Source organism: Bacillus sp. J14TS2, assembly GCF_018333015.1.
Taxonomy (GTDB): Bacteria; Bacillota; Bacilli; order Bacillales; family Bacillaceae_C; genus Lederbergia.
This window is the reverse complement of the sequence record NZ_BORE01000002.1, coordinates 1-22581: the sequence shown is the minus strand read 5'-3', so window position 1 is coordinate 22581 and position 22581 is coordinate 1. Positions and strand designations below refer to the sequence as shown.

At 37.8% G+C, this 22581-nt stretch carries 24 protein-coding genes; all 24 read right to left on the bottom strand.

Going from position 1 to position 22581, the window contains the following annotated elements; genetic code table 11:
• Positions 1-15: 15 nt before the first annotated feature.
• Positions 16-804: a sporulation protein YpjB gene (ypjB, locus tag KI375_RS02715; RefSeq protein WP_212972033.1), complete on the bottom strand. Its 789-nt coding sequence runs from the start codon at positions 802-804 to the stop codon at positions 16-18.
• Between the two features lie 72 nt (positions 805-876).
• Positions 877-1473, bottom strand: coding sequence for a lipoprotein heptaprenylglyceryl N-acetyltransferase LhaT (gene lhaT / locus KI375_RS02710; protein ID WP_244852223.1), 597 nt, complete (start codon positions 1471-1473; stop codon positions 877-879).
• Between the two features lie 72 nt (positions 1474-1545).
• Entirely contained in the window at positions 1546-2325 is a 780-nt protein-coding gene (locus KI375_RS02705) for a menaquinol-cytochrome c reductase cytochrome b/c subunit (protein ID WP_212972032.1), read from the bottom strand.
• A 36-nt stretch (positions 2326-2361) separates the two neighbouring features.
• Positions 2362-3036 carry a menaquinol-cytochrome c reductase cytochrome b subunit gene (gene qcrB / locus KI375_RS02700; RefSeq protein ID WP_158322321.1) on the bottom strand — a complete coding sequence of 225 codons (675 nt, stop codon included), beginning with the start codon at positions 3034-3036 and terminating at the stop codon, positions 2362-2364.
• Between the two features lie 17 nt (positions 3037-3053).
• A complete protein-coding gene (locus tag KI375_RS02695; RefSeq protein ID WP_280528620.1) occupies positions 3054-3566 on the bottom strand; it encodes a QcrA and Rieske domain-containing protein in 513 nt (170 codons plus the stop codon).
• Positions 3567-3724: 158 nt separating this feature from the next.
• Complete coding sequence (locus KI375_RS02690) at positions 3725-4174, bottom strand: YpiF family protein (protein ID WP_212972031.1); 450 nt, start codon at positions 4172-4174, stop codon at positions 3725-3727.
• Positions 4175-4351: 177 nt separating this feature from the next.
• Positions 4352-4912 (bottom strand): ReoY family proteolytic degradation factor, encoded by a 561-nt coding sequence (locus KI375_RS02685; RefSeq protein ID WP_212972030.1) that lies wholly within the window; start codon positions 4910-4912, stop codon positions 4352-4354.
• Between the two features lie 26 nt (positions 4913-4938).
• Entirely contained in the window at positions 4939-6201 is a 1263-nt protein-coding gene (locus KI375_RS02680; protein ID WP_244852221.1) for a tetratricopeptide repeat protein, read from the bottom strand.
• A gap of 169 nt (positions 6202-6370) precedes the next feature.
• Positions 6371-7258: a hypothetical protein gene (locus KI375_RS02675; RefSeq protein ID WP_212972029.1), complete on the bottom strand. Its 888-nt coding sequence runs from the start codon at positions 7256-7258 to the stop codon at positions 6371-6373.
• Positions 7259-7378: 120 nt separating this feature from the next.
• The gene (gene aroB / locus KI375_RS02670; RefSeq protein ID WP_212972028.1) at positions 7379-8482 is read right to left on the bottom strand and encodes a 3-dehydroquinate synthase; all 1104 of its coding nucleotides are present in this window, start codon (positions 8480-8482) and stop codon (positions 7379-7381) included.
• Positions 8483-8539: 57 nt separating this feature from the next.
• Positions 8540-9313, bottom strand: coding sequence for a CheR family methyltransferase (locus KI375_RS02665; protein ID WP_212972027.1), 774 nt, complete (start codon positions 9311-9313; stop codon positions 8540-8542).
• Between the two features lie 74 nt (positions 9314-9387).
• On the bottom strand, positions 9388-9834 hold the full coding sequence (gene ndk, locus KI375_RS02660) for a nucleoside-diphosphate kinase (RefSeq protein ID WP_207452275.1): 447 nt from the start codon (positions 9832-9834) through the stop codon (positions 9388-9390).
• An 86-nt stretch (positions 9835-9920) separates the two neighbouring features.
• Entirely contained in the window at positions 9921-10883 is a 963-nt protein-coding gene (hepT, locus tag KI375_RS02655) for a heptaprenyl diphosphate synthase component II (RefSeq protein WP_212972026.1), read from the bottom strand.
• A 19-nt stretch (positions 10884-10902) separates the two neighbouring features.
• A complete protein-coding gene (locus KI375_RS02650; RefSeq protein ID WP_212972025.1) occupies positions 10903-11610 on the bottom strand; it encodes a demethylmenaquinone methyltransferase in 708 nt (235 codons plus the stop codon).
• Positions 11610-12407 (bottom strand): heptaprenyl diphosphate synthase component 1, encoded by a 798-nt coding sequence (locus tag KI375_RS02645; protein WP_212972024.1) that lies wholly within the window; start codon positions 12405-12407, stop codon positions 11610-11612. Before KI375_RS02645 ends, KI375_RS02650 begins: the two co-directional genes overlap by 1 nt.
• Before the next feature lie 101 nt (positions 12408-12508).
• A complete protein-coding gene (gene mtrB / locus KI375_RS02640; protein WP_207452271.1) occupies positions 12509-12733 on the bottom strand; it encodes a trp RNA-binding attenuation protein MtrB in 225 nt (74 codons plus the stop codon).
• 231 nt (positions 12734-12964) lie between these two features.
• Positions 12965-13237, bottom strand: a complete 273-nt coding sequence (locus KI375_RS02635; RefSeq protein WP_057988285.1) for an HU family DNA-binding protein — start codon at positions 13235-13237, stop codon at positions 12965-12967.
• A gap of 326 nt (positions 13238-13563) precedes the next feature.
• Positions 13564-15042, bottom strand: coding sequence for a stage IV sporulation protein A (spoIVA, locus tag KI375_RS02630; protein ID WP_212972023.1), 1479 nt, complete (start codon positions 15040-15042; stop codon positions 13564-13566).
• 153 nt (positions 15043-15195) lie between these two features.
• Positions 15196-15897, bottom strand: a complete 702-nt coding sequence (locus KI375_RS02625; protein ID WP_212972022.1) for a hypothetical protein — start codon at positions 15895-15897, stop codon at positions 15196-15198.
• A 51-nt stretch (positions 15898-15948) separates the two neighbouring features.
• Entirely contained in the window at positions 15949-16224 is a 276-nt protein-coding gene (locus tag KI375_RS02620; protein ID WP_244852218.1) for a DUF2768 domain-containing protein, read from the bottom strand.
• A gap of 666 nt (positions 16225-16890) precedes the next feature.
• Positions 16891-17946 (bottom strand): NAD(P)H-dependent glycerol-3-phosphate dehydrogenase, encoded by a 1056-nt coding sequence (locus KI375_RS02615; RefSeq protein ID WP_212972021.1) that lies wholly within the window; start codon positions 17944-17946, stop codon positions 16891-16893.
• A 30-nt stretch (positions 17947-17976) separates the two neighbouring features.
• The gene (gene der / locus KI375_RS02610; RefSeq protein ID WP_212972020.1) at positions 17977-19287 is read right to left on the bottom strand and encodes a ribosome biogenesis GTPase Der; all 1311 of its coding nucleotides are present in this window, start codon (positions 19285-19287) and stop codon (positions 17977-17979) included.
• Between the two features lie 482 nt (positions 19288-19769).
• Positions 19770-20366 carry a YphA family membrane protein gene (locus KI375_RS02605; RefSeq protein WP_212972019.1) on the bottom strand — a complete coding sequence of 199 codons (597 nt, stop codon included), beginning with the start codon at positions 20364-20366 and terminating at the stop codon, positions 19770-19772.
• Between the two features lie 307 nt (positions 20367-20673).
• On the bottom strand, positions 20674-21999 hold the full coding sequence (locus tag KI375_RS02600) for an ABC transporter substrate-binding protein (RefSeq protein ID WP_212972018.1): 1326 nt from the start codon (positions 21997-21999) through the stop codon (positions 20674-20676).
• Between the last annotated feature and the right edge of the window lie 582 nt (positions 22000-22581).

Below are 22581 nucleotides of genomic sequence, written 5' to 3'. Positions count from 1 at the left end.
AGAATGGTCAATTATTTATACCCTTCGTTTTTTTGAACTTTTCTTGAACTTCTTTTCTCCTCTATATTGTTTCCAACTTACATAAGATAAAGTCGTGATAATAATTCCACCTGTCATCATGATAACCCACCAAATGGAAGGATCTGTATCATCTTTTTGTGTTCCAGAAAAGAGACTTTTAAGATCGGCTTCAATTTGATCTAATTCTTGTAACCAGCTTTGTTCAGAAAAAGAAGAACGATTCCGATCCAAATAAGTAATTCTCGAGTCTACTTTTTGAACTTTCTCGACAGATAAATCGATTTTCAAACTCGGTAGGATCACTGCATATTTCGTGAGAAAATCATTTAATTCTTCGTTATATAAAACTTTATCTCCTTCCAAAGCGGCATTTTTCACATTTTGAAAGGACCCCAGAATGTTATCTTCCATCCCAAACCATAACGGTTGATATTGAGAGGTAACAGCATCTGTCGCCAAGCGAAATGACGTTACTCGCTTGACTCTATCTTCATGGCTTAATGTAACACTTGTTAATGCATTTAATGCCTCATAGTGAACAGCAGTGACTACACGTAATTCATCCATTGTTAAAGATTCCGGTTTAGTTCCTTGCTTCGCAAAAGTATCTCCAAATTGTTCTAGTAGATTCTTTGCTTCTTCAAATCGGCCAAATTTTGTCAGCTGTAATGCCTCATCGGCTATGTGATTGAGTTCTTGCATTGCCGTTTGCGATTTTGCCAATACGGAATGGCCAAAAAGGATTATGCAAGCGAACAGAAGGATAACAACTTTAAATTTCATACCTTGTCCCTCCTCATACTACTGTTATCTGTATGATGAAAAGGACAAGATTAGACCATATAGGATTGAAATTTAGTAAATCGTGAGCGTTCGATTTTGCAGATATTGACGGGCGAAATAATACGCGATCCCAATAGTGAGGATACTTAACCAGAAAGTAAAATAGCCAATATGGTTAATATATCCCTCTAATCCAGGGTAGACAGGATACTGCATGTACACATAATCAATGACATCATTATGCAAGGTCCAAATAGCCGCAACCGTTACATGCCACCATTTCATTTTATAGAACATTGCATATAGCAGTCCTTGGAGTGCCATTGCTCCATGGGAAACCATTAACATATACCCTTCCCAAGGCAGATCGCCTGTTACCTTTAAAGTCAGGATATTCATCACGACAGCCCAAACTCCATACTTAACGAGCGTGATTAAGGCCAAAGCTTCAAATAATGGCCAATTTCTTTTTAAAAGAAAAGCTATTAAAACAAAAACAAAGAATAGACTTGCGGTTGGACTATCTGGAACAAATGGAATAAAAATAGCAGGCGTTTCGGACAATTGATATCCATACCAAATATAGCCATAAATTGTTCCCAAAATATTAATAATCAACAACATCCATAAAAATAAGCGGTTTCTTAAAATAAGATATACAAAGCTCACTAGCAATATTCCTCCGAGTGTTTAATGTACAGAAAGAAAGCCGGCTATTCGCCGGCTATTATGAATTACTTATTATTCTTCTTCACTTTTCAAGTTTGCAATAAAGTCAGCAAGCTTGTCAAGATCTTCCTCTGAACCGTCATATTGATCAGCGGGCATCGTTCCAATTCCATTATGGGCAATGTCTTTCACTTCATCAACTGAATGACCAGTGTCAACAAGCGCTGGAGCTGCAGGACCACCCTCTAGATTTTCCCCGTGGCAATTTATACAGCTTTGTGCTGAATAAACTTGATAACCTTCAGATTCCTTGTCAATTTCAACATCTACTTTTTCTTCAATTGCTCCTTGAGCCTTTGCTGCTGCCCAGTCATGGTTGGCTGCTGCTTCCCAAGTAAGATAGAAAACACCCGCAAAAGCTAGTAGCATAAAACCTGTTGCAAAAGGTCTTTTAGATGCACGACGTTCTGGCCCGCGATCAAGAAATGGAGCAAGAGTAAGAGCGCCAAATGCAAGACCAGGAATAACTAAAGTACCTATTACGTTATAAGGGCCTGAAGCATAAGTATATTTAATCAGCTGATACAAAAACATAAAATACCAGTCAGGAACCGGTATGTATCCTGTATCAGTAGGATCTGCAATTCTTTCCAATGGACTTGGATGAGCTACAGTTAGACATAAAAATCCAATTAAGAAAACAGCCCCTACTAGCCACTCTTTCAAAAGAAAGTCCGGCCAGAAAGCTTCCGTTTTTCCCGGATATTCGGAATAGTCTTTTGGTAAATTCGACTTCCGTGTTGCCGAAATACGGGAATCACCAACAAATTTCATTCCTTTTCCACGATGCATTCTGTCCCCTCCTTTATGTGCATTTTGTTAATTTTTTTACAATGGTCCAGAAATACCTTGTCTCCGAATCATAATAAAGTGAGCTGCCATTAAGGCGATAAGTGCAGCTGGCAGGAAAAATACATGGATTGCAAAGAAACGTGTTAATGTCTGAGCACCAACAATTGTAGGATCTCCAGCAATTAACGTTTTCAAATGCATTCCAACAAGTGGAACAGATTCAACAATATCAAGTGTTACTTTTGTAGCAAACAAAGCTTTCATATCCCAAGGAAGCAAGTAACCGGTCAAGCCAAGTGCAAGCATAACGAAAAAGATAAGTACACCAACTACCCAGTTTAGCTCACGCGGTTTTTTGTAAGCTCCTTGGAAAAATACGCGCAATGTATGTAAGAACATCATGACAATAACAAGACTTGCACCCCAATGGTGCATACCACGAACAATTTGTCCGAAAGCAACTTGATTTTGCAAATAAAATACGGATTCCCAAGCGTTTTTAATATCAGGTACATAATACATCGTTAAAAACATACCTGAAAGGATTTGTATAACGGTTATGAAAAATGTCAATCCGCCAAAACAGTAAACAAAAGCAGAAAAATGATGAGCAGGGTTTACATGCTCAGGCACTTCATGATCCGCAATGTCTCTCCATATCGGCGTAATATCCATACGCTCGTCAATCCAGTCGTACATCTTATTTAGCAAGATATTAGCCTCCTTTACTATTTTTTGACGAATGGATTTTCAACAGGTGTTCCCAGCATCAAAAAGCCATCTTTTTCTTGTGTTGGATAAGCATCCAAAGGCCCTCTTGGCGGAGTTCCTGGAACGTTTTTCCCATTTTTTTCATAGAGGCCGCCATGGCAAGGGCAATAGAACATGTCAGGATGTTTATCGCTTCCTTCCCAGTTAACCGTACAGCCTAAATGTTTACAAATTGGTGACAGCGCAACAATCTCGCCAGCATCATCTTTGTAAACCCATGCTGAGTTCGTAACTTTTGATTCATACCATGCATCAACTTGATCATATTCAAAATCGACACGAACTGGATCTGCCGTTATATCGGCTATTTTCTTGTCTGTCATTCTGAAGTCACCAGATGCTTCTACTTGTAAAACTGGATCAATAGCGAAACGAAGCATTGGCATCAGCATTCCAGCTGCCATGAAACCACCAACTCCGGTGAGAGTATAGCTTAAAAATTGACGTCTTGTTACAGGATTCTTGCTCATCCTTATCCCCCCCTCTGTCAGTAAGGTAAGTCCAACGGACAATTCATGCACATTATTCAAACTAGGACATCATTATGATATATCAATAAACGCGAGAGGTCAATCATATAGGAAGGCAAACATTGTCAACAATGTGGCAAATTCATAACACTTTTTCTTCACCCCCAATTTTTAATCATTTTGGGAATTAAAGATTTTAGTTGGTCTTCCATTGCCGCATGCTTATATTGTTCTTCCATATGTTCGAGAGGAATGCTCGGGACATAAAAAAAAGATCCCAATTCTTCTTCTCCAAGAGAATTCCAGCGTTTATCTGCTGTTAAAAAGAAAACGTGACTAAAACCGCCTTCCTTAGCCTGAACTCTCCACGATGATAATATCTCCCCTTCAACCTCTGGCTCTTGAAGGTAAGTAATCGATGGCAATAAAACCAATCTTCCTTTAAACTGTCTTTCAAGATGCATAGAAAGCAATTGAATAAACTCACCTTGCTCTGCTGCTCGTTTCATATTTGCACCAAAATCTACGGGTAGTAGAGGAATAAGAGCCGTATCAACATACTCTTTTTCGCGAATAAAAAGTTCAACATCTTTCACATTCCACTTCAAAAATATACCCTCTTTTCTAATATGTTCTTATTTGTATTTTATCATTCATATTAATTGCTTGTACAGGATTAGGCATGCTAATAGTAGAGCGCGAGCGCCTTGAACTAGGAAGAAAGGCTAAATTCGCGCCGTGCTGGAGCTAGATCCAAACACTAGACAAACCTAAAAAGCCTTCTCTTAAGAAGAAGGCGTTTTAGATTTCTGCAAATGATTTAGTTGTTGAACAAGCTGTTCGAATTTGGATTGATCTCGCTGATCTAAAGCAGCATCAATTTCTTTTTGTAATTTTTCTTTTTGATGCAATAGAATACTTTGCGATAAAAAATCCTCAGCATACTTTTTATCCTTCTCTGTTAACAGGACCTTTGTTTGAATATATGGATTTTCTTCCAACACAGCAGCATATTGATAAGATAAATGGGCTGCCCTAAAATTAATCTGAATATAAATCTCTTCATCGCGATTTAACCTAATATCGTGAAAAGACTTTTCCGCATCTGTCGTCATAATGTTTTCTTTATAAAAACGAAAAGGCACGTCCCTTGAACAATGCGTAGACATCACAAGTCCTCTAGGGCAAAATTGTGCATCTTCAACGAAATGAACTTTTTGCAGAAGCTTCTCATGACTCATCAGATAATTTAGAATCCAAACAGACTCCCTTCTTTTTAGTTGATAACGATTTAGAAACCAGCGGATAAATTCCTTCTTCTCGTTGACAGATACAGGGGTTTCCATTTAATATCCCTCCTCTGCGATTCAGACTATTCTTCAGTCAGCCTTTCTAAAATAGAAATCCATTCCTCATTTGTTGGTTCTATGTTTGCCAATTGTTTAAAAACATTGACTGCTTCGGATTTTCTTCCTTCTTCTAATAAAAAGTACCCATAATCTTTTAAGAAGCTTTGATTATTTTTAAAATCATTATATGCGAGCTCATACTGTTTTAATGCTTCTTTATATTTTTCAAGCGATTGAAAGCTGATAGCCGAATCCCAATAAAATTGTGGTTCGATGCCCCCTTCTTGAATAAACAGTTCTGCTATTTCCAGAACATCCTCATACCTTTCCTGATGAAGTAGCAGCTTGTTTAAAGTTGTTGCAGCCTCGATAAATTCAGGGTCTAATGCAAGTGCATTTCTGAAATAGCTCTCGGCTTGAACTTCTTCTCCAACCTTTAATGATAGCTTTCCGGCATAAAAAATTAGATCTTTATTAAATTCGTCCAGTTCGATCCCTGCTTGCACTGCTTCTAGTGCTTCCTCTAGTTGCTCCTCATGTTCAAAACTTTTAGCTAAGTAGAGGTAAAGGGAAAGATAATCAGGATCAAGCTCCCTAAGTTGCTTAAATGCTTTAATGGCTAAAAAATGTTGCCCGACTTGGAAGGATGTCAACCCATAACCAAAAAGTGTATCTGCCTCCACTTTTCGATCCAATGCTTTTTGATAAAATGGCAAAGCTTCCTCAAAAGCTCCCCCTGCACTCAAAGCTTCCGCCATCCGTGAGTGAACATTCATGCCCGCAAACTCGACCTCTTCCTTCTCCAATAAAAGTGTGTAATATCTTGAAGCTTCTAAGAAACGACCTTGCGTCATATACAATTCTCCCAAAGCAAAATCAATAACAGGCTCCTGTGGTAAACGTTCTTTGGCAAGTAAAAGTTTATGTTCACTTACTTCATATAACCCCTGCATTTGGTATAAGTCAGCCTCTATTAAAAGCGCCGAAACATATTCAGGGTCATCTGTTGTAATTGTCTCTAAGTAAGCATATGCTTGCTCATCGTCATTCATTTCAATGCTTAATTCTGCTAAACGCAGTTTAAGCTCACTTTCTTCAGGATAGGTCTGCAATAAACTTTCATATAATTCTTTCGATTCCGATAAATAACCAAACCTTGCCAATTCCTCAGCAGATAATAATTTTTCCTCATCTGTTCCCTTTGAAATGACTAGTTCTAATTGTTTTTCAGCTTCTACAATATCTTCTGCTTGTAAGTGTTGAATCATTCGTTCTGCTGCATTCACAATAAAATTCCTTTCTAAACAGTTCTTATAGAGGATGTTCAAATGTCACTGCGAGATAAAGGCCCTTCGACTAAATACCAACACCTCTTCTCCACAACACGGATGTATGCTGACAGAACGTCAGCCCCTTTAGTCGACTTGATCCTTTTTTGAACACACTTATAGTTTCTTATATAAAAAGTCCAGTTTGCTGAATTTTCATTTCCTTACCAAAGCCGGGTCGAAAAATGGGACTTTGGTTTAAGATGACAAACTTTCCATTATGAACAGAAATATGTGGAACGATGCTACGATCATTCCAGGATGAAAGATTACCTCGTTTAGCTTGTTTTAAAACAAGGTTATAACTTATTTCGCCACCCGCTTTCAAAACTCCTTTTTTCGGATACAAACCAATTTTCTTCAAAATATCAGGGTTTAAAGGTTTGTTTGAAGGTGGAGGGGTTGGAAGATGATTAATCTTTTCATATTGAAGAAATTCATGCCACTTTTTTAATAAATGTCTTTGCTGTAAAGGTTTAACTACATTAGAAACATCCGGAATGAATAATGGTTTATTCGGATAAGAAGTTTCTCTTATCCATCCCCAGGGAATTTCCTCTAATTCTTGGCTATTTTCCAATTCTATGAATAACACTGGAATTGTCTCCCTATTACATAGCTGAACGATTTTAGGTGTCAATTTATTTGCCTTCAATTTCACACCTAATACATAATCAATCGGACTATTCAAGAGCTCTAATCGCTTTTTCTCCAGCTTTTCTAAAAACTGATGCTGATACTGGATTGCAAAATCAGTCAATATACAGCCACAGCCTTTTAACAAATATTCTTGCGAAAAGTACGTTTTAAATGCTTCGAAGGAAAAACTAGGAATGTTGGGAGAATAAAAAACAAATGAAGGAGTAAGTAAAAAAGCTTGTACATTTACTTTCATCACATTAAATTTTGGCGCTGAGTACCCAATATAACGTATTTCATTTTTTTGAACAAGTACAGAGACTTTTTTTAATTGGTCCGCAAATAAGAGCGTCACATCTTCCATCAAGTAGTGCATCGATTCCTTCCTTTCTGTGAAAATAGCTGTTATAAGGAATGTTCAAAAAGTCCGGTGCTTTTTAAACACGTGCTTAAAACAAACTATGCTCAATCGGAAGGAATCATGCGAAAACTTTCATTAGCTATTTAACGATTTTCTTTGTAATTGTGTTGTTAAAATGAACTTTTCATAGGTTCTCTTTAATTGCTCTTCTTCCACTTCTTTGATAACTGGTTTTCCAATTTCCTCTAGTAGGATAAACCTTGGTTTGTTTGCAAATGATTTTTTATCTCTTTTCATGGAGATGACGGCTTTATCGAAGTCAAATTGTTCAGCAATTTCCAGCTGATAGCCTAATGTTCGTAACCATTGTTCAAAACGCTGAATATCCATCTTGAGCCCCGTTTCAGCTTCACTTAAATATAAGGCATATACCAAACCAGTCATAATCGCCTCGCCATGCGTCACGGCTCCATAGCCAGCATTGGCTTCTATCGCATGACCTAATGTATGACCAAAATTCAAAACGGCGCGAAGCCCATTTTCCCGCTCATCTTGATGAACAATTTCCGCCTTTATTTCGATGCCTTTTTTCAATATATAACTTAAATCCTGCTTGTTAATATTTGTTAAATCTGTAATTGAATTCATTAAAAAATCAAGCAGTTCATTATCTGCTATGAAAGCATGCTTGACTACCTCAGCAAACCCTGAACGGATTTCTACTGGCGGAAGTGTGTCTAAAAAATCGGTATAATAATACACACCTTCTGGCTGATGGAAGGCTCCAATCATATTTTTTCCTAGTGGGTGATTAATTCCTGTTTTTCCCCCGACTGCACTATCATGAGCTAAGATTGTTGTGGGAACTTGTATAAAACGAATTCCTCTCATAAAAGTCGCAGCAACAAAACCAGCTAAATCTCCAACTGCTCCTCCACCAAAAGCAATGATACAAGATTTCCGATCAAGGCCATTGTCTAACGCAAACGTAAGTGCCTCCTCATAAACAGAGAACTGTTTTGCTTTTTCACCGATAGGCATCTTATAAACAGAATAATCAACCAATCCAGATAAACAAGATTGCAACTCGTTTAAATGTAGATTTGCTACTGTGTAATCTGTCATAATAAGAATTTTCGTATAATCTTTTTCTTCTACATGATCAATAAGCGATTGGAGCGCCTTTTCACCAATAACAACAGGATATGTTTTCGATGAAGTTTGAATATGGATCGACATAAATTCTCCTCCTTGATTCATCTTCTTTTTTCATCTCAATTTTTATAAAAATAGCTATCACATTTTTTTATAGAAAAATGTATCTTCTACCACTAATCCATATTGTCCAGGATTAAATATTTGCTCGGTGCTGCCAACAAATAGGACGCCGCCTGGAGCAAGTGCTTGCGAAAATTTTCGATATAAACGATCTTTTGCTTCCTCCGTAAAGTAAATGAGCACATTTCGACAAACGATCAAATGATAGCCAGAGTCAAATGGATCAGCTAGCAGATTCGTCTTTTTAAACTGAACTGGTTTCTTGATAACATCGCTAATTTTATAAACAGAACCATCTTTAACAAAATGCTTCTTTCTATCTTCAGTTGACATTTCAGCAAGAGAGCGTTCTGCATATATTCCAAGTTTTGCTCTTTCAATTGCCCCTTCATCTATATCTGTAGCAAGGATGGAAATCTGCTGCATTGGCATAAAACGCGATAAAATCATTGAGATTGTATAAGGTTCTTCCCCAGTTGAAGATGCTGAGCTCCAAACCTTTAGCGTTTGATTTTCCTTTAATAAACGGGGCAATATTTTATTTTCTAATACTTCCCATCGACTTCGATTACGATAAAACTCCGTCACATTAATCGTCATTCTATCCAAAAATTCTTCTAAAAGATCTTGATCTTGATCTAATTTTTCAAAGAACTCACGAAATGATCGATATCCCTTTTTTTGAAAAAGTGAGGTAAGTCTTCTTTTCATTTGTGCTTCTTTATACAAAGATAAGTCAATTCCCGTCTTTGTTTTCATTGAAGTGATAAAAACCTCATAATCTTGACTCAAATTCTTCCCCTCGTCTATCTAAAGAAATATACTATTAGATTAAAAAGCCCCCTGTCTAAACAGGCGGCGTTTAATTAATAAATCCAATTATTGATGAGTTTTGAATATTCCACGAGTTCGTCATCTCGAAAGAAAAGTTTTATTTCCCTTTCAGCACTTTGCACAGAATCAGAGCCATGAATAATGTTTTTCCCCATAATTAAACCAAAATCTCCGCGAATCGTACCTGGTGCTGCCTCTTGCGGATTTGTTGTCCCCATCATTTGCCTTGCAGTTGCAATGACCTGCTCCCCTTGCCAAACCATCGCAAATACGGGGCCAGAGGTAATAAATTGAACGAGTCCTGGGAAAAAAGGTCGTTCTTTATGTTCTGCATAGTGGCTTTCCGCCAGTTCCTCAGAAATGGACATTAGCTTTGCGCCAACTAATTGAAAGCCCTTTGCTTCAAAGCGAGATATAATTTCTCCAATCAATCCCCTTTGAACTCCATCAGGTTTTACCATCAAAAATGTTTTTTCCATATTATTAGATCCTCCTGCTAAAAATCGATTACAATTGACAAAACTTATCAAAATAATACCACTATTTCCTATTATTGGCAATGCTCTCAATATTTTCTCTTGCCAATATATTTTGCAATATCTTGTAACATTTTTTTTGCAGGATTTGCCGGGAGATCATTCAGTAAAAGCAACGCTTTGTTTAAATATTTTTGACTTACATCATATGATTTTTCAATTGCAGGTGAATTTTTTATTTGGGTAATAATGTGCTTCATTTCTCGTTTATCAATATCTTCACTGACATTTAAGATTTGCTTTCGAAGCTGTTTATCTTCCATAGCATAAAGGGCAGGTAACGTAATATTGCCTTGCCGTAAATCCTCTCCAGCAGGTTTGCCCAAGGTTTCTTCTGTAGCAATAAAATCAAGGATATCGTCAATAATCTGATAAGACATTCCGATACAATAGCCGAATCGATAAAGTGTTTTGTATGTTTTTTCGTCTGCACCTGCTGCAATGGCACCGAGTTCACAGCTTACAGCAATTAATAAAGCTGTTTTCCTCCTTATTCTGCGCAAATAATCTCTTATATTTTGATCAAAACGATATTTGTCTTTTATTTGTTCAATTTCTCCTTTGCACACTTCAACAATCGCTTTTGCCAAAGTACGATGAGCAATGGAATCTTTAATATTCGTCATATAATCGAGAGATCTTGCTAACATATAGTCACCAGTATACATTGCTACCCTATCGTTCCATGTATAATTAATCGTTGCTTGGCCTCTTCTTAAATCAGCCTCATCAATCACATCGTCATGAACTAGAGAAGCCATATGAATAAGTTCTAAAGCTATGGCAGCATTTTTAACAGTATGTATATTATAAGTCCCGAATTTTGCGCATAGAAGAACAAAGATCGGGCGAATTCGTTTTCCCCCAGCCTTTAATAATTGAATGGATGCCTGTTGCAATAAATCAATATCGGAATGGATCGATGCTTCCAATTCGGTTTCAATTAATTCTAGATCTGTTTTTAAGGGAGAATTTATTAAATTAATTTTCATTTCATTTCCACCTGGGTTATTATTTCTTTTTTATTCCGATATGGGCCGCTGCGACACCGCCTGTAAAAGATTTGTAGATCACATCCACGAATCCTACTCTCCAAAACAATTGGGCCAATTGATTCATTCCGGGAAAATCGCGTGCAGATTCTTGCAGCCAAGAATACTCTTTAAAGCTCTTCGCCAAGAACTTGCCCATAAGCGGCATTAAAAATCGAAAATAAATATAATAGCCTTGGCGATACACAGGAAGATTCGGTTGAGACGTTTCCAAGCATACAGCCATTCCCCCCGGCTTTAAAACTCGTTCCATTTCTTGTAGAACCTGCTCATAATCAGGGACATTTCGTAGACCGAAACCAATTGTGACATAATCAAATTGATTATCTTCAAAAGGTAATTCCATAGCGTTCCCCTGAACAAGTTCAACATTTGCTAATTGTTCATGCTCGATCTTTTCTTCCGCTACATGCAACATATTATGACTGAAATCTAGTCCAATTGCTTTCCCTTCGGGTCCTGTTTCTTTTCCCAAAGCAATCGTCCAGTCCCCTGTGCCACAGCAAAGGTCTAAACAACTCTGACCAGGCTGGACATTCATTTTCTTCATCGTTTCTCTTCGCCATTTTTTATGTTGCTGGAAACTGATAACTGAATTCATCTTATCATAATTTTGATAGATATTTTCAAAGACGCTATGAACATGCTCTTCTTTTGGTTGTACCATTATCTTTCCTCCACCCGCAGGCTTGAGAGATCAAAGTAATGACGATTCAACTGATTCAATCGTGTTTTCACAATTGCAGGTAAATTAGGCAAGGACTTCATGATATCTTCAAGCTTTATTTTTGATTCGGTAGCATACTTAAAGCAAATACTTTCAAGGGTAGTTGTTTCAGGAACATGAGGTAAGCAACAGCCTGCCAAGCTTTCGAAAAATAGGTTTTTCTTACCTTCTCTCATATTTCTGATTTCATTTAATAGTTTTTTTAAGAATAGAAATTCCTCGATCAATTCGTTATAATGTGATGCCTGATCAAAATGATCATTAAATTTCGTAAGCAGGATGGATTCCACTTGTTTAATACATTTCATAAATAGGTGATCATTCCCCTCACCCATTTGAAAAATACTTATTTTTTGTTCATTTATTATCCTAATCGCATCTGCTAAGTTTTTAATTAATTCTATATTTTGGTATCCAGCTAATAAACTATAGTATAGACCGCTATAGTAATCACCAGCCAAAACCTTGAGCTGTTTTTCTTTTACAGTTGTTAGCTGGTGTTCTGTTACCTTCTCATGCATATCAATCGCATAATGAGCAAGCATAGCCGCTGAAATATATGTATCCATTTCTTCTTTTTGAAAATCTGCATTTCGTAAGGAATGGACCAAAAAAAGAATTCGGTCTTCATCAATCATCGACGGTTTCACGTATTGACTGAAATAAGGATGAAAGCTCTTTTTTTCAACCCTTTTCTTTAAGTTATGAATTTGTTGCTCATAATTAAAAACCGCCATTTAGTAAGCCTCATTTCTATCGCATTAATCAATATGTTCCTTTCTGCACAAAATTCATTATAACATAATGGTGCGGAGTATGGCGATTGTCTATTAAGAGGCTATTTTGTTCTTTCACTATCTATTTCGCCAAAAGCCGTTAAAATCTTGGCTTCTCCTCTAACCTTAATAGCAGAAGTATGTTCAGTAAATTGAGCAATCATCACTTCTCCTTGATCTAGCTTTTCTGCATGATGAAATTTAGTATCGGACCCTCTTGTGAGTCCAATTACATTCACACCATCTTCTAGCGATTTAATAATAATAAAATCCGACTGTTCCTTCAATCATTACACTCCTTTCGCTTTCATCTTATTCTTAATCAATATCCAATTCTATGCATTCATATTCATAAAGTGAAATTTCTATCAGTGAGGGGGATTAGTGCCCATTAATGTGGAATAAAGCATCCGCTATTTTATTGTACATAGTACCACAAATTGTTTGCAATATAAAAAGGAACTGCCTAAATAGACAGTTCCTCCCTACACTCTTTCACAAGAATGTATGTAAAAATATTATTTTACAGCATCTTTTAATGCTTTACCTGGTTTGAAAGCTGGAACTTTGCTTGCTGCAATTTCAATTTCTTCACCAGTTTGTGGGTTTCTACCTTTACGTGCTGCACGTTCGCGCACTTCAAAGTTTCCAAAACCAATCAATGCTACTTTATCGCCATTCGCCAATGTATCTTGAATTGATTGAAATACGGCATCAACTGCTTTAGTTGCATCCTTTTTAGAAAGCTCAGCTGCTTCGGCAACAGAATTAATAAGTTCAGTTTTGTTCATGCCATTCACCTCCTTCTAAGAAAATAGAGAAACCAAGTTTCTCAACCGCTATTACATTTGTAAACAATTTTATGAATTTCTAAACATGCAACGGCAGAAATCCTATCACAATTGCTGGAAATCAGGGATTCATCAGCAATTCTGTTTAAAAGATTAACATAATAAATATCGGTTAGCAAGAATTAATGCGGCGAAAAATGGAAAAGATGCCGAATTTCGTCAAATTCGGCATCTTTTTTAATAAAAAGTGCGTTACCACGCGTTTCATTCATTAAATTTAATGTATTCACAAACTTTAATTTAGTATTACAAGCTTTTCATTTTCTTTACAAAATAATGGCAATTAAGCCTCCTGATCCTTCGTTAATAATTCTTTCGAGTGTTTCCTTTAGTTTATACCGAGCATTTTCTGGCATCATGGCAATTTTCCCTTGTATTCCTTCTCTCACAAGCGAGCTTAGACTTCTACCAAAAATATCTGAATTCCAGATGGATAATGGATCATCTTCAAAGTCCTGCATTAAATAGCGGACAAGTTCTTCACTTTGTTTCTCTGTTCCAATAATTGGCGAGAACTCTGATTCAACATCCACCTTAATCATATGGATAGAAGGGGCTACGGCTTTTAACCTAACACCAAATCTTGATCCTTGACGAATGATCTCAGGCTCATCAAGACTCATATCTGTTAAGGAGGGAGCCGCAATCCCGTAACCCGTTTGTTTCACCATCACCAACGCATCTGAGATTTGATCGTATTCTCTTTTCGCATCCGCGAAATCTTGCATTAATTCTAACAAATGGTCTTTCCCTCTAACCTCTACTCCCACAATTTCTTTTAACACATCATCATAAAGTTCATCTGGGGCAAATAAATCAATCTCAGCGATGCCCTGCCCCATATCTACTCCTGCCATACCAGCATTATCGATATAATCATATTCATAGAATTGCTGGACAACACGATCAACATCACGTAAACGTTTGATGTCTTTCACTGTTTCTTTTACAGCTTCTTGATAGTTAGCTCTTAACCAATGATCTTCTTTTAAAACCATGACCCAGCTTGGCAAATTCACATTTACTTCAAGGACTGGGAATTCATAGAGAGACTCCCTGAGGACACTCATGACATCCTCTTCTCTCATCCCCTCAACAGACATAGCAAGTACAGGGATATCATATTTATCTTCTAATTCCTTTCTCAGTGCCTCTGTTTCAGTGTGATGCGGACGGGAAGAATTAATCACCATTATAAATGGCTTTCCTACCTCTTTCAGCTCATTTATCACACGTTCTTCTGCATCAATATAATCACTACGTGGAATATCACCAATGGTGCCATCTGTTGTAATAACAATACCTAACACAGAGTGTTCTTGAATAACTTTTCGTGTTCCAATCTCAGCTGCTTCGTGAAATGAGATGGGATCTTCATACCATGGTGTGTGAATCATTCTCGGCCCGTTCTCATCTTCATAGCCTTTTGCCCCTGGGACTGTATACCCAACACAATCTACAAGCCTTACATTTACTTCTAGCCCCTCATCCACCTGAACAGTAACTGCCTGATTGGGGACAAATTTCGGTTCAGTTGTCATAATCGTTCTTCCTGCCGCACTTTGTGGCAGCTCATCCTGAGCCCGTGCTCGATCTGCTTCACTCTTAATATTCGGTAGAACAGCTAATTCCATAAACTTCTTAATGAATGTGGACTTACCTGTACGAACAGCTCCTACTACTCCCAAATAGATGTCCCCGCCCGTTCTTTCCGCAATATCTTTAAAAATATCCACCTTTTCCAAGAGGTTCCCTCCTATCATTAAGTTCAAGGGACAAACCATAATAGATGCTCGTCAATATATGTTTATGATGTTGTCCGATTCTCATATGACCATAATTATTACCAATTAAAAAATCCTTCTTCCACATTATATTTAGTGAAAGAAGGAATATTCCTATTTAGCCATATAAATCGGTTCATTGTTTTCATCGATTGTGTAAGGTAAAGAATATGCTGGAACAAAAGGAGAATCTTTCGTAAGAATTTCAACTATATTATCACCAGTTTGATAGGATTCAGACCCTTCTTTTAACGCTTGGTACAAATCACTTATATAATCAACATATATTTCTCCTTTTCCATCCATAACAAAAGATAAATTGTTTTGGCTAAAAGGCGATGTAATATATGGCTCATTTTTATAACCTAACTTCGAAAAATCAATCGAGTAGACATTATCTGCTATTGCCTCCTTAAATGGAGGATATTTATGTGATTGTAGCCTAATTTTTATTTCTCTTATTTTTTCAGCTATTCTCAAATCCACTAATTTTACGGTAGGATCAGTTTCCACATCTATAAGCACATACTGAAAAACCCCTCCACTCTCAAATGAATTTCCTGGAGGTGAAGATAGATAATTCGGTACAATTCCTGAAAAATCAATGGGGTACTTTATGTATATAGGTGTGTCTTGATCCCGAGTTTTAATCGGTAAAATTCCACCTTTTTCATCTTGATATTGGTTCACTGCCTTTTGAACTGACTCAAGTTGATCTTCGTACGGGATCTTATTTTCAGCTTTTCTTTCATCCGGATACATGCAACCTGATAATAACAATATAAGAAGTAATGGCATAATAAAACGTAATGACATCCATGTTCATCCTTTCAATTACTCACACCACTCATAAGAATCTAGTGAAATTTAGTAAGTTGGACCTGACAGCACTATAAATAATGTGATGAGACCTCCGATAATCAAACACAACCAACCAATAATACCTATAATCACTTTCATCCACCTATTTTTCAGTTTATAACGGACTAAATACATTGCAAACATAGCTATTGCAAATAAGCCCATACCTATTATTGAAATCCACATCTTTTGCATAGACACTGACATCATTTTTCCTCCGTTACTCTTTATCTCATTTGTTTGGAAAATTTCATTTTTAAGGTTTATGTTAACTTGAATCAACTGGCATTAGCCCCAGACTGAATGAAATTTCATTTTTATTATAACATTTTTCCAGATATAGAAATAAACAATGTGAAAACTGAACACTAATTTCGCTCTTGCCTAGTGTATTATAAAATCCTAGCTTGTAGATAACTTACTTATGCCACCGTCATCCAGCTCCAGTACCTAGCCACGAGAGGCTCGCAGATGCTATTCAGACAACGGCAACAACGTACATCGCCAATAGGGCGGTCTGAAGCTGTTCTACGTTAAATCAAGGCGCTTGCGCTTTTGTTCTAGCTTAGGAAGCTATAAAATTGTAGCCTTTGAATAACTAGCTTACCTTACAGTTGGTGTCTAGCTCCAGGCGCCATCGGCTCGAGGCTCGCAGGAGCGAGTCCATCGGCGAAGACATGCGGACGTGGCGACCTTAGCCGATGTTCCACGAAATAACCTGAGCCAATGAAAGGCAAAGAACGCCTTTCTTTGTCTCAGAACATTTGCTTGTCGCCGATAGGCGGGCGCCTTGCGCTTTTGTTCTTGAATAACATAAAAAAATATGAAGCAAAGGAAATTTCCTTGCTCCATAGTGACAACCCAGTACCCATGCCAGTAGTTCAAGCATGATCGCTTCAAAGTTAGTATATGCAACAAAACGCAATAACGCACCATCTCTTGCCCATCTCACCGCTGTTCCATTTGTGCACTTAAAATATCCACAAGTTCTTCCATTTCATTTTTCTTTAGGCGTGCCATTAGTCTTTCGACAGCTTGTTTGGGCTCTACATTATTAAATAACACATGATACAACGTTTCAGTGATAGGCATTTGACAATGATATTTTTGAGCAAGTTGATAAGCAGCCTTCGTAGTTCTTACACCCTCCACTGCCATCCCCATTTTTTCGAGTACATCTTCTAAATTTTGTCCTTGTCCAAGCATATTCCCGGCTCGCCAATTCCGCGAATGAACACTTGTGCATGTCACAATTAAATCACCAACACCTGTTAGACCGGAGAATGTTAGTGGATTGGCCCCCATCTTTGTACCAAGACGAGAGATTTCAGCCAGTCCCCTTGTAATTAGGGCAGCCTTAGCATTATCCCCAAAGCCTAATCCATCAGACACTCCTGCTGCAAGCGCAATAATATTCTTTAATGCTCCTCCAATTTCTACTCCAATTAAATCTGGATTTGTGTAGATTCGGAAGTTCTGATTCATAAATAGATCACGAACATATTCTGCTGCTTCCATATTTTTAGACGAAACCGTCACTGTCGTAGGATGTCTTAAACTAACTTCTTCCGCATGGCTTGGTCCTGATAACACGACGATATCTTTAAGAATATTTTCTTCGACTTCTTCTTCAAACATTTCCGAAATACGTAACAGCGTATCTGGTTCTATTCCTTTGCTAACATGAACAAACGTTAATGGACTTTGCTGGAAGGTCAGAATCGCTCTCAATTGCTCTCTAATTGCTTTTGTTGGTACAGCCATAATCACAGTCTTTACTCCTGCAAGTGTCTTCTCCAATGAAGTGGACGCAATAATATTTTCCGGCAAGGAAATTCCTGCGAGGTATTTTGAGTTCTCATGTTTTGTATTTATTTCCTGCTTTTGTTCATCATTTCTCGTCCATAATATTACTTCATGCCCATTATCAGCTAATACGAGAGCTAGAGCTGTTCCCCAACTGCCAGCCCCAATCACCGCAAGCTTTTCTTTTTCATTAGCCAAAACATTCACCTACTCTGTAGTTATTAAGTCTTACGTTCTCGCTCTAGCAATCATCCTTATCGGAGTTCCTTCAAACCCAAATGCTTCCCGAATCCGATTTTCCAAAAATCGTTCATAAGAAAAGTGCATGAGCTCGGGATCATTCACAAAAACAACAAAAGTGGGTGGTTTGACTCCAATCTGTGTAGCGTATAAGATTTTTAACCTACGACCTTTATCAGTTGGTGCCGGATTACGGGCAATCGCATCCATAATAATCTCGTTCAAAACGCTTGATTGGACACGTAAGGAGTGATTCTCACTCACCATTTTAATAATAGGAGGTAGCGTCGTAAGTCTCTTCTTCGTTTTCGCAGATACGAAGACAATCGGGGCATAATCAAGAAACTGAAAATGGGCCCTAATTTTTTCTTCAAAGTTTTTCAACGTTTTGTCGTCTTTTTCGACAACATCCCATTTATTGACCACAATGACGATTCCTCTACCGGCTTCATGGGCGTAACCAGCTATCTTTTTGTCTTGCTCCAAAATTCCTTCTTCCCCATTCAACACAACCAGAACTATATCTGAACGATCAATTGCCTTTAGAGCCCTCAATACACTATATTTTTCTGTTTTCTCATACACTTTTCCTTTTTTCCGCATTCCAGCCGTATCAATAATCGTGTACCTTTGATCTTCAAATTCATAGGAAGAATCGGTCGCATCCCTTGTTGTACCAGCAATATCGCTAACAATTACACGGTCTTCACCAAGAAACGCATTCACAATTGAGGATTTTCCCACATTTGGTCTGCCAATTAGACTAAATTTGATAATATCCTCATCTTCATTTTCTTCCAAATCGCTTGGAAAATGTCGTACAATCTCATCTAGCATGTCTCCTAGCCCAAGTCCATGAGAGCCAGAGATTGGAAAAGGTTCTCCAAAACCAAGAGAATAAAACTCAAAAATATCTGTTCTCATCTCCGGATTATCCACTTTATTAACTGCTAGAACAACCGGTTTTTTCGAGCGAAATAAAATCTTTCCAACTTCCTCATCTGTAGATGTGACACCTTCTCGAGCACTTACAATGAAAATTATGACATCTGCTTCTTCAATGGCTAATTCAGCTTGCTCACGAATTTCGACTAAAAAAGGAGCATCTCCTAGATCGATTCCACCTGTATCAATCAGGTGAAACTCATGTGTGAGCCAATCACCCGTCCCGTAAATCCGATCTCGCGTTACACCTGGTGAATCTTCTACAATGGAGATCCGCTCCCCAACAATTCTATTAAAAATCGTAGACTTTCCTACATTAGGACGTCCTACAATTGCAACAGTAGCCTTAGCCATATTATCATCACTCACTTCAAGTCAATTTCAAAAACTTTTTCATTCTCAGAAAGTTTGGTGGAAATTTCAGAACATCTTTCAATATTTGTTTGCTCAGTAAATTGACACCCTACTCCTCATCTTATTATACTCAAGCTAGACGTATAGTCCACAATATACCATTTTATAAAATCTTAGACAAGAACAAAAGCGCAAGCGCCCGTTTAGTGACGTACAAACTTTCTGAACCGTCTAAAAACGTGCCATCCTGGCGGCAGACTCAAACGCGACGTCCTGCCGTTTCGTCTGCACTAGTACATCCTGTACGTCGCAACGCCTTTCTGACCAACATCCTGTTGGCCTCCGACAAGCCTTTTATTGGCTCAGGTTATTTAGTGGAACACCAACGAAGAACACCCCGTCTGCATGTCTTCGCCGATGGGCTCGCATCCTGCGAGCAAGCGCAAGTCGTCCTGAAAGCCGAAAAAATAGTAATGGACAATTTAATGTAAAACTTTTTTGTTTTTATTTACTCTCATTAGCACGAGAATTTTCGAGAAAATATAGCTTATGATCATTGTAAAAATAGTAATCGATAAAATATCGAGTATTTCCAGAGAGCCGATTACATAAGGGATTTCCCACTTAGATAATATAATAGCCAATAAAAAATCCCCCTGTAAAACACCGAGGCAAATAAATAAGGCTCTTTCTAAAAAATTAAATGGGTAAACAATATAACTCACTACAATCAATATAAAAGACAGTAAAATCTTTCTGTCCACTATCATTAAAATCGGATCAAATAATTCGAATAATCGGGCGCCCGTGTACCCCAATATAAGAGAAACAACGGCTATAAGTAAGACAACTTGCTTTTTAAAAGATAGCTTCACCATGATCAGATAACAAGTGATTAAGACAACTAGGCTCTGCCCACTAATCATAAAGCCATTTAAAGATAGCTTTATCGGTAGACAAATAATCATCACAAGTGCAAATATGGCTATCGTCCATCGGTGTACTTCTTGTTTGTCCATTAAAAAGGTAGCAAAAATCCATATTACCCAAATAAAAAGTAAAAATATGCTTCCCGCCATTTAACCACCTCCCTTCCCATTATAGGAAAGGAAAACAGAATTTAATCAATTATTTAATCCATGAGAGAAAAGAGTAAATATAACTTAAAACAGCCACTTTGAAAGTAAGTGGCTGTTGACATAAAGTTTGTTGCTATTTAAAAAATGCGAGCCTTAAGAAATATCATCAAAAACCATAGTTTTCTGTACCATCTTCTGTGAGACAAAACTTCAATAACTGCCTGTTCACTCTGTATGTGTCCTAGATTAAGAGGTGTTTCCACCCTTCAATATAATCCTTCCAAACTGTTTCTGATCCAGGCTCTTACTATTTCTTTTCCTTCGCTTCCTTTACCGTTGTTTCCGCTTCCTCTTGAGCTTCTCTTAAAATCGTATTAATGTCTACCCCGTCTAGCAACCTCTCTTCTAAACCCGCGTAAGCATCCTCCTCATACGGAGAAAAGCGATCCAAATCCGTCGGATAGGAGTGCTTCGTCATTGCATCGATATTCAGCTCCTCCATCCATGGGCGTTCTTCGATTAAGTCACCTAGGTAGTCATCATTTATTGCCGGATCGGCCAATGAGGATGCACGGCCTTTTCTGGCCGTCGTCCGTTGAATCTCATCTGTAAATAAATATGCAATCACTTTAAATGCTTCATCAGGATGTACGGAAGATGATGCGACACCGATATTTCCCGATCTTGAAGGCCGTGAAATGCCAGGACGATCTTTCCAATTAGGATATGTCACAATATCAAAGTTGAAACCTTCGTCTTCGGAAAAAAGTTCAACTTGCGACCAAATTGGGTTCATCGCCACGTTCCGGTCCCCGAAGAATGGCCCGATGCTAGGATCCCTATCATCATCACCTTCCGGTACATTGCCCGGGATTGAATATACACGTTCCATCTTTCTTAGATACTCCTGATATAGCGGCATATATTTCTCACTTGTATATGTTGGCTCATCTGTTTCTGGATCCACTTTTGGTACACCGCGTTGGTCTAACATAATACTTGCATATGGAATTTGTAATCCATAGTAGTGCACACCATTCTTTTCTCCAGTCAATTTAGCGGCCAAATCAATGATCTCATCCCAAGTCATATCATCTTTTGGGTAGTCTACACCAAACATATCAAAAATGTCTTTATTATAGTGCAACACTGTGATTCCTCGAGTATATGGTAATGTGTACAAATTGCCATCAGCGAACATCCGTGATTCAGCTAAAAGGCTTGGTTCAATTCTATTTAAATCAAAATCATGTTTCTCAATTAACTCACTCATATCCATCGTTAATCCATGCTCTGTAAAATTGGGCAGTCCTGAAGGATTCCCCAAAAAAATGATGTCAGGCATAATTTTCTTGGCCAGCAAATCCTCAATCGGTTGATCCAGATACTTTAGTTTAATATGAGGAAATTCTCTCTCAACTGGCTCCTTAATCTCCTCATTAAACCGTTTTTCTTCCCATGCGTCAGGATAAACAACGTTTAAGGTAATATCTTCTACAGGGTTATCTTCAGATGCTTCAACATTATCGGTCTCACTCTTCACCGCCCCTCGTTCTGATTTACAGGCAGTCAGAACGAGAATAAGCATTATCCCTAATAGATTAATAATAATAAATTTTCCAAATTTTATCATAATACCCCTCCCTCTTTTTTGGATTTTTAGTAAGCGCTTACTAAATATGATATTACGATGCAGACACAGCAAAGTCAACAACAAAATGCAACAAAACAATAAATGCAACAAAAATACAAATACTTAAGATCCCCTCGCTTTGGCAGGCAGGTTGTAGATGAAGACGTGCAGACATTCGGTATTAGTCTGTGGTCTTCTTTTCCTTTATAAATAGGAAGCTCTTACTTAGACTTCTCTGGAATCTTATCGTCTCTAAGTGGGGACTTACGAATGGTTGAACAAAAGAACAAAAGCGCAAGCGCCTTGGTAAGCCCCGACAAGCAAATGTTCCTGAACCTAGGAAGGGGCTTTTTCCCTTCATAGGTTCAGGGTTATTTGACCTCGAGGGGCTAGGTGCTGGAGCTGGATGGCAAAACTCAAAATTACAACTTATCCACAAGCCAAGAATTTTATAATTTCCTGGTGTATGAAATAATGTAATTACCAAAAAGAAACATAAAAAATCCCCAGCGACTTCATGTAAGATTAAAGTACCTAACAGGGAACTCAATCTCATCACCCACTCACTAAAAATAGGAGGTT

Coding starts and splice junctions, on each gene's coding strand:
- ypjB (WP_212972033.1), bottom strand. CDS start 804: ATGAAATTTAAAGTTGTTATCCTTCTGTTCGCTTGCATAATCCTTTTT.
- KI375_RS02705 (WP_212972032.1), bottom strand. CDS start 2,325: ATGCATCGTGGAAAAGGAATGAAATTTGTTGGTGATTCCCGTATTTCG.
- KI375_RS02695 (WP_280528620.1), bottom strand. CDS start 3,566: ATGAGCAAGAATCCTGTAACAAGACGTCAATTTTTAAGCTATACTCTC.
- KI375_RS02685 (WP_212972030.1), bottom strand. CDS start 4,912: ATGGAAACCCCTGTATCTGTCAACGAGAAGAAGGAATTTATCCGCTGG.
- KI375_RS02675 (WP_212972029.1), bottom strand. CDS start 7,258: ATGCACTACTTGATGGAAGATGTGACGCTCTTATTTGCGGACCAATTA.
- aroB (WP_212972028.1), bottom strand. CDS start 8,482: ATGTCGATCCATATTCAAACTTCATCGAAAACATATCCTGTTGTTATT.
- ndk (WP_207452275.1), bottom strand. CDS start 9,834: ATGGAAAAAACATTTTTGATGGTAAAACCTGATGGAGTTCAAAGGGGA.
- hepT (WP_212972026.1), bottom strand. CDS start 10,883: ATGAAAATTAATTTAATAAATTCTCCCTTAAAAACAGATCTAGAATTA.
- KI375_RS02650 (WP_212972025.1), bottom strand. CDS start 11,610: ATGGTACAACCAAAAGAAGAGCATGTTCATAGCGTCTTTGAAAATATC.
- KI375_RS02645 (WP_212972024.1), bottom strand. CDS start 12,407: ATGGCGGTTTTTAATTATGAGCAACAAATTCATAACTTAAAGAAAAGG.
- KI375_RS02635 (WP_057988285.1), bottom strand. CDS start 13,237: ATGAACAAAACTGAACTTATTAATTCTGTTGCCGAAGCAGCTGAGCTT.
- KI375_RS02625 (WP_212972022.1), bottom strand. CDS start 15,897: ATGTCATTACGTTTTATTATGCCATTACTTCTTATATTGTTATTATCA.
- der (WP_212972020.1), bottom strand. CDS start 19,287: ATGGCTAAGGCTACTGTTGCAATTGTAGGACGTCCTAATGTAGGAAAG.
- KI375_RS02605 (WP_212972019.1), bottom strand. CDS start 20,366: ATGGCGGGAAGCATATTTTTACTTTTTATTTGGGTAATATGGATTTTT.
- KI375_RS02600 (WP_212972018.1), bottom strand. CDS start 21,999: ATGATAAAATTTGGAAAATTTATTATTATTAATCTATTAGGGATAATG.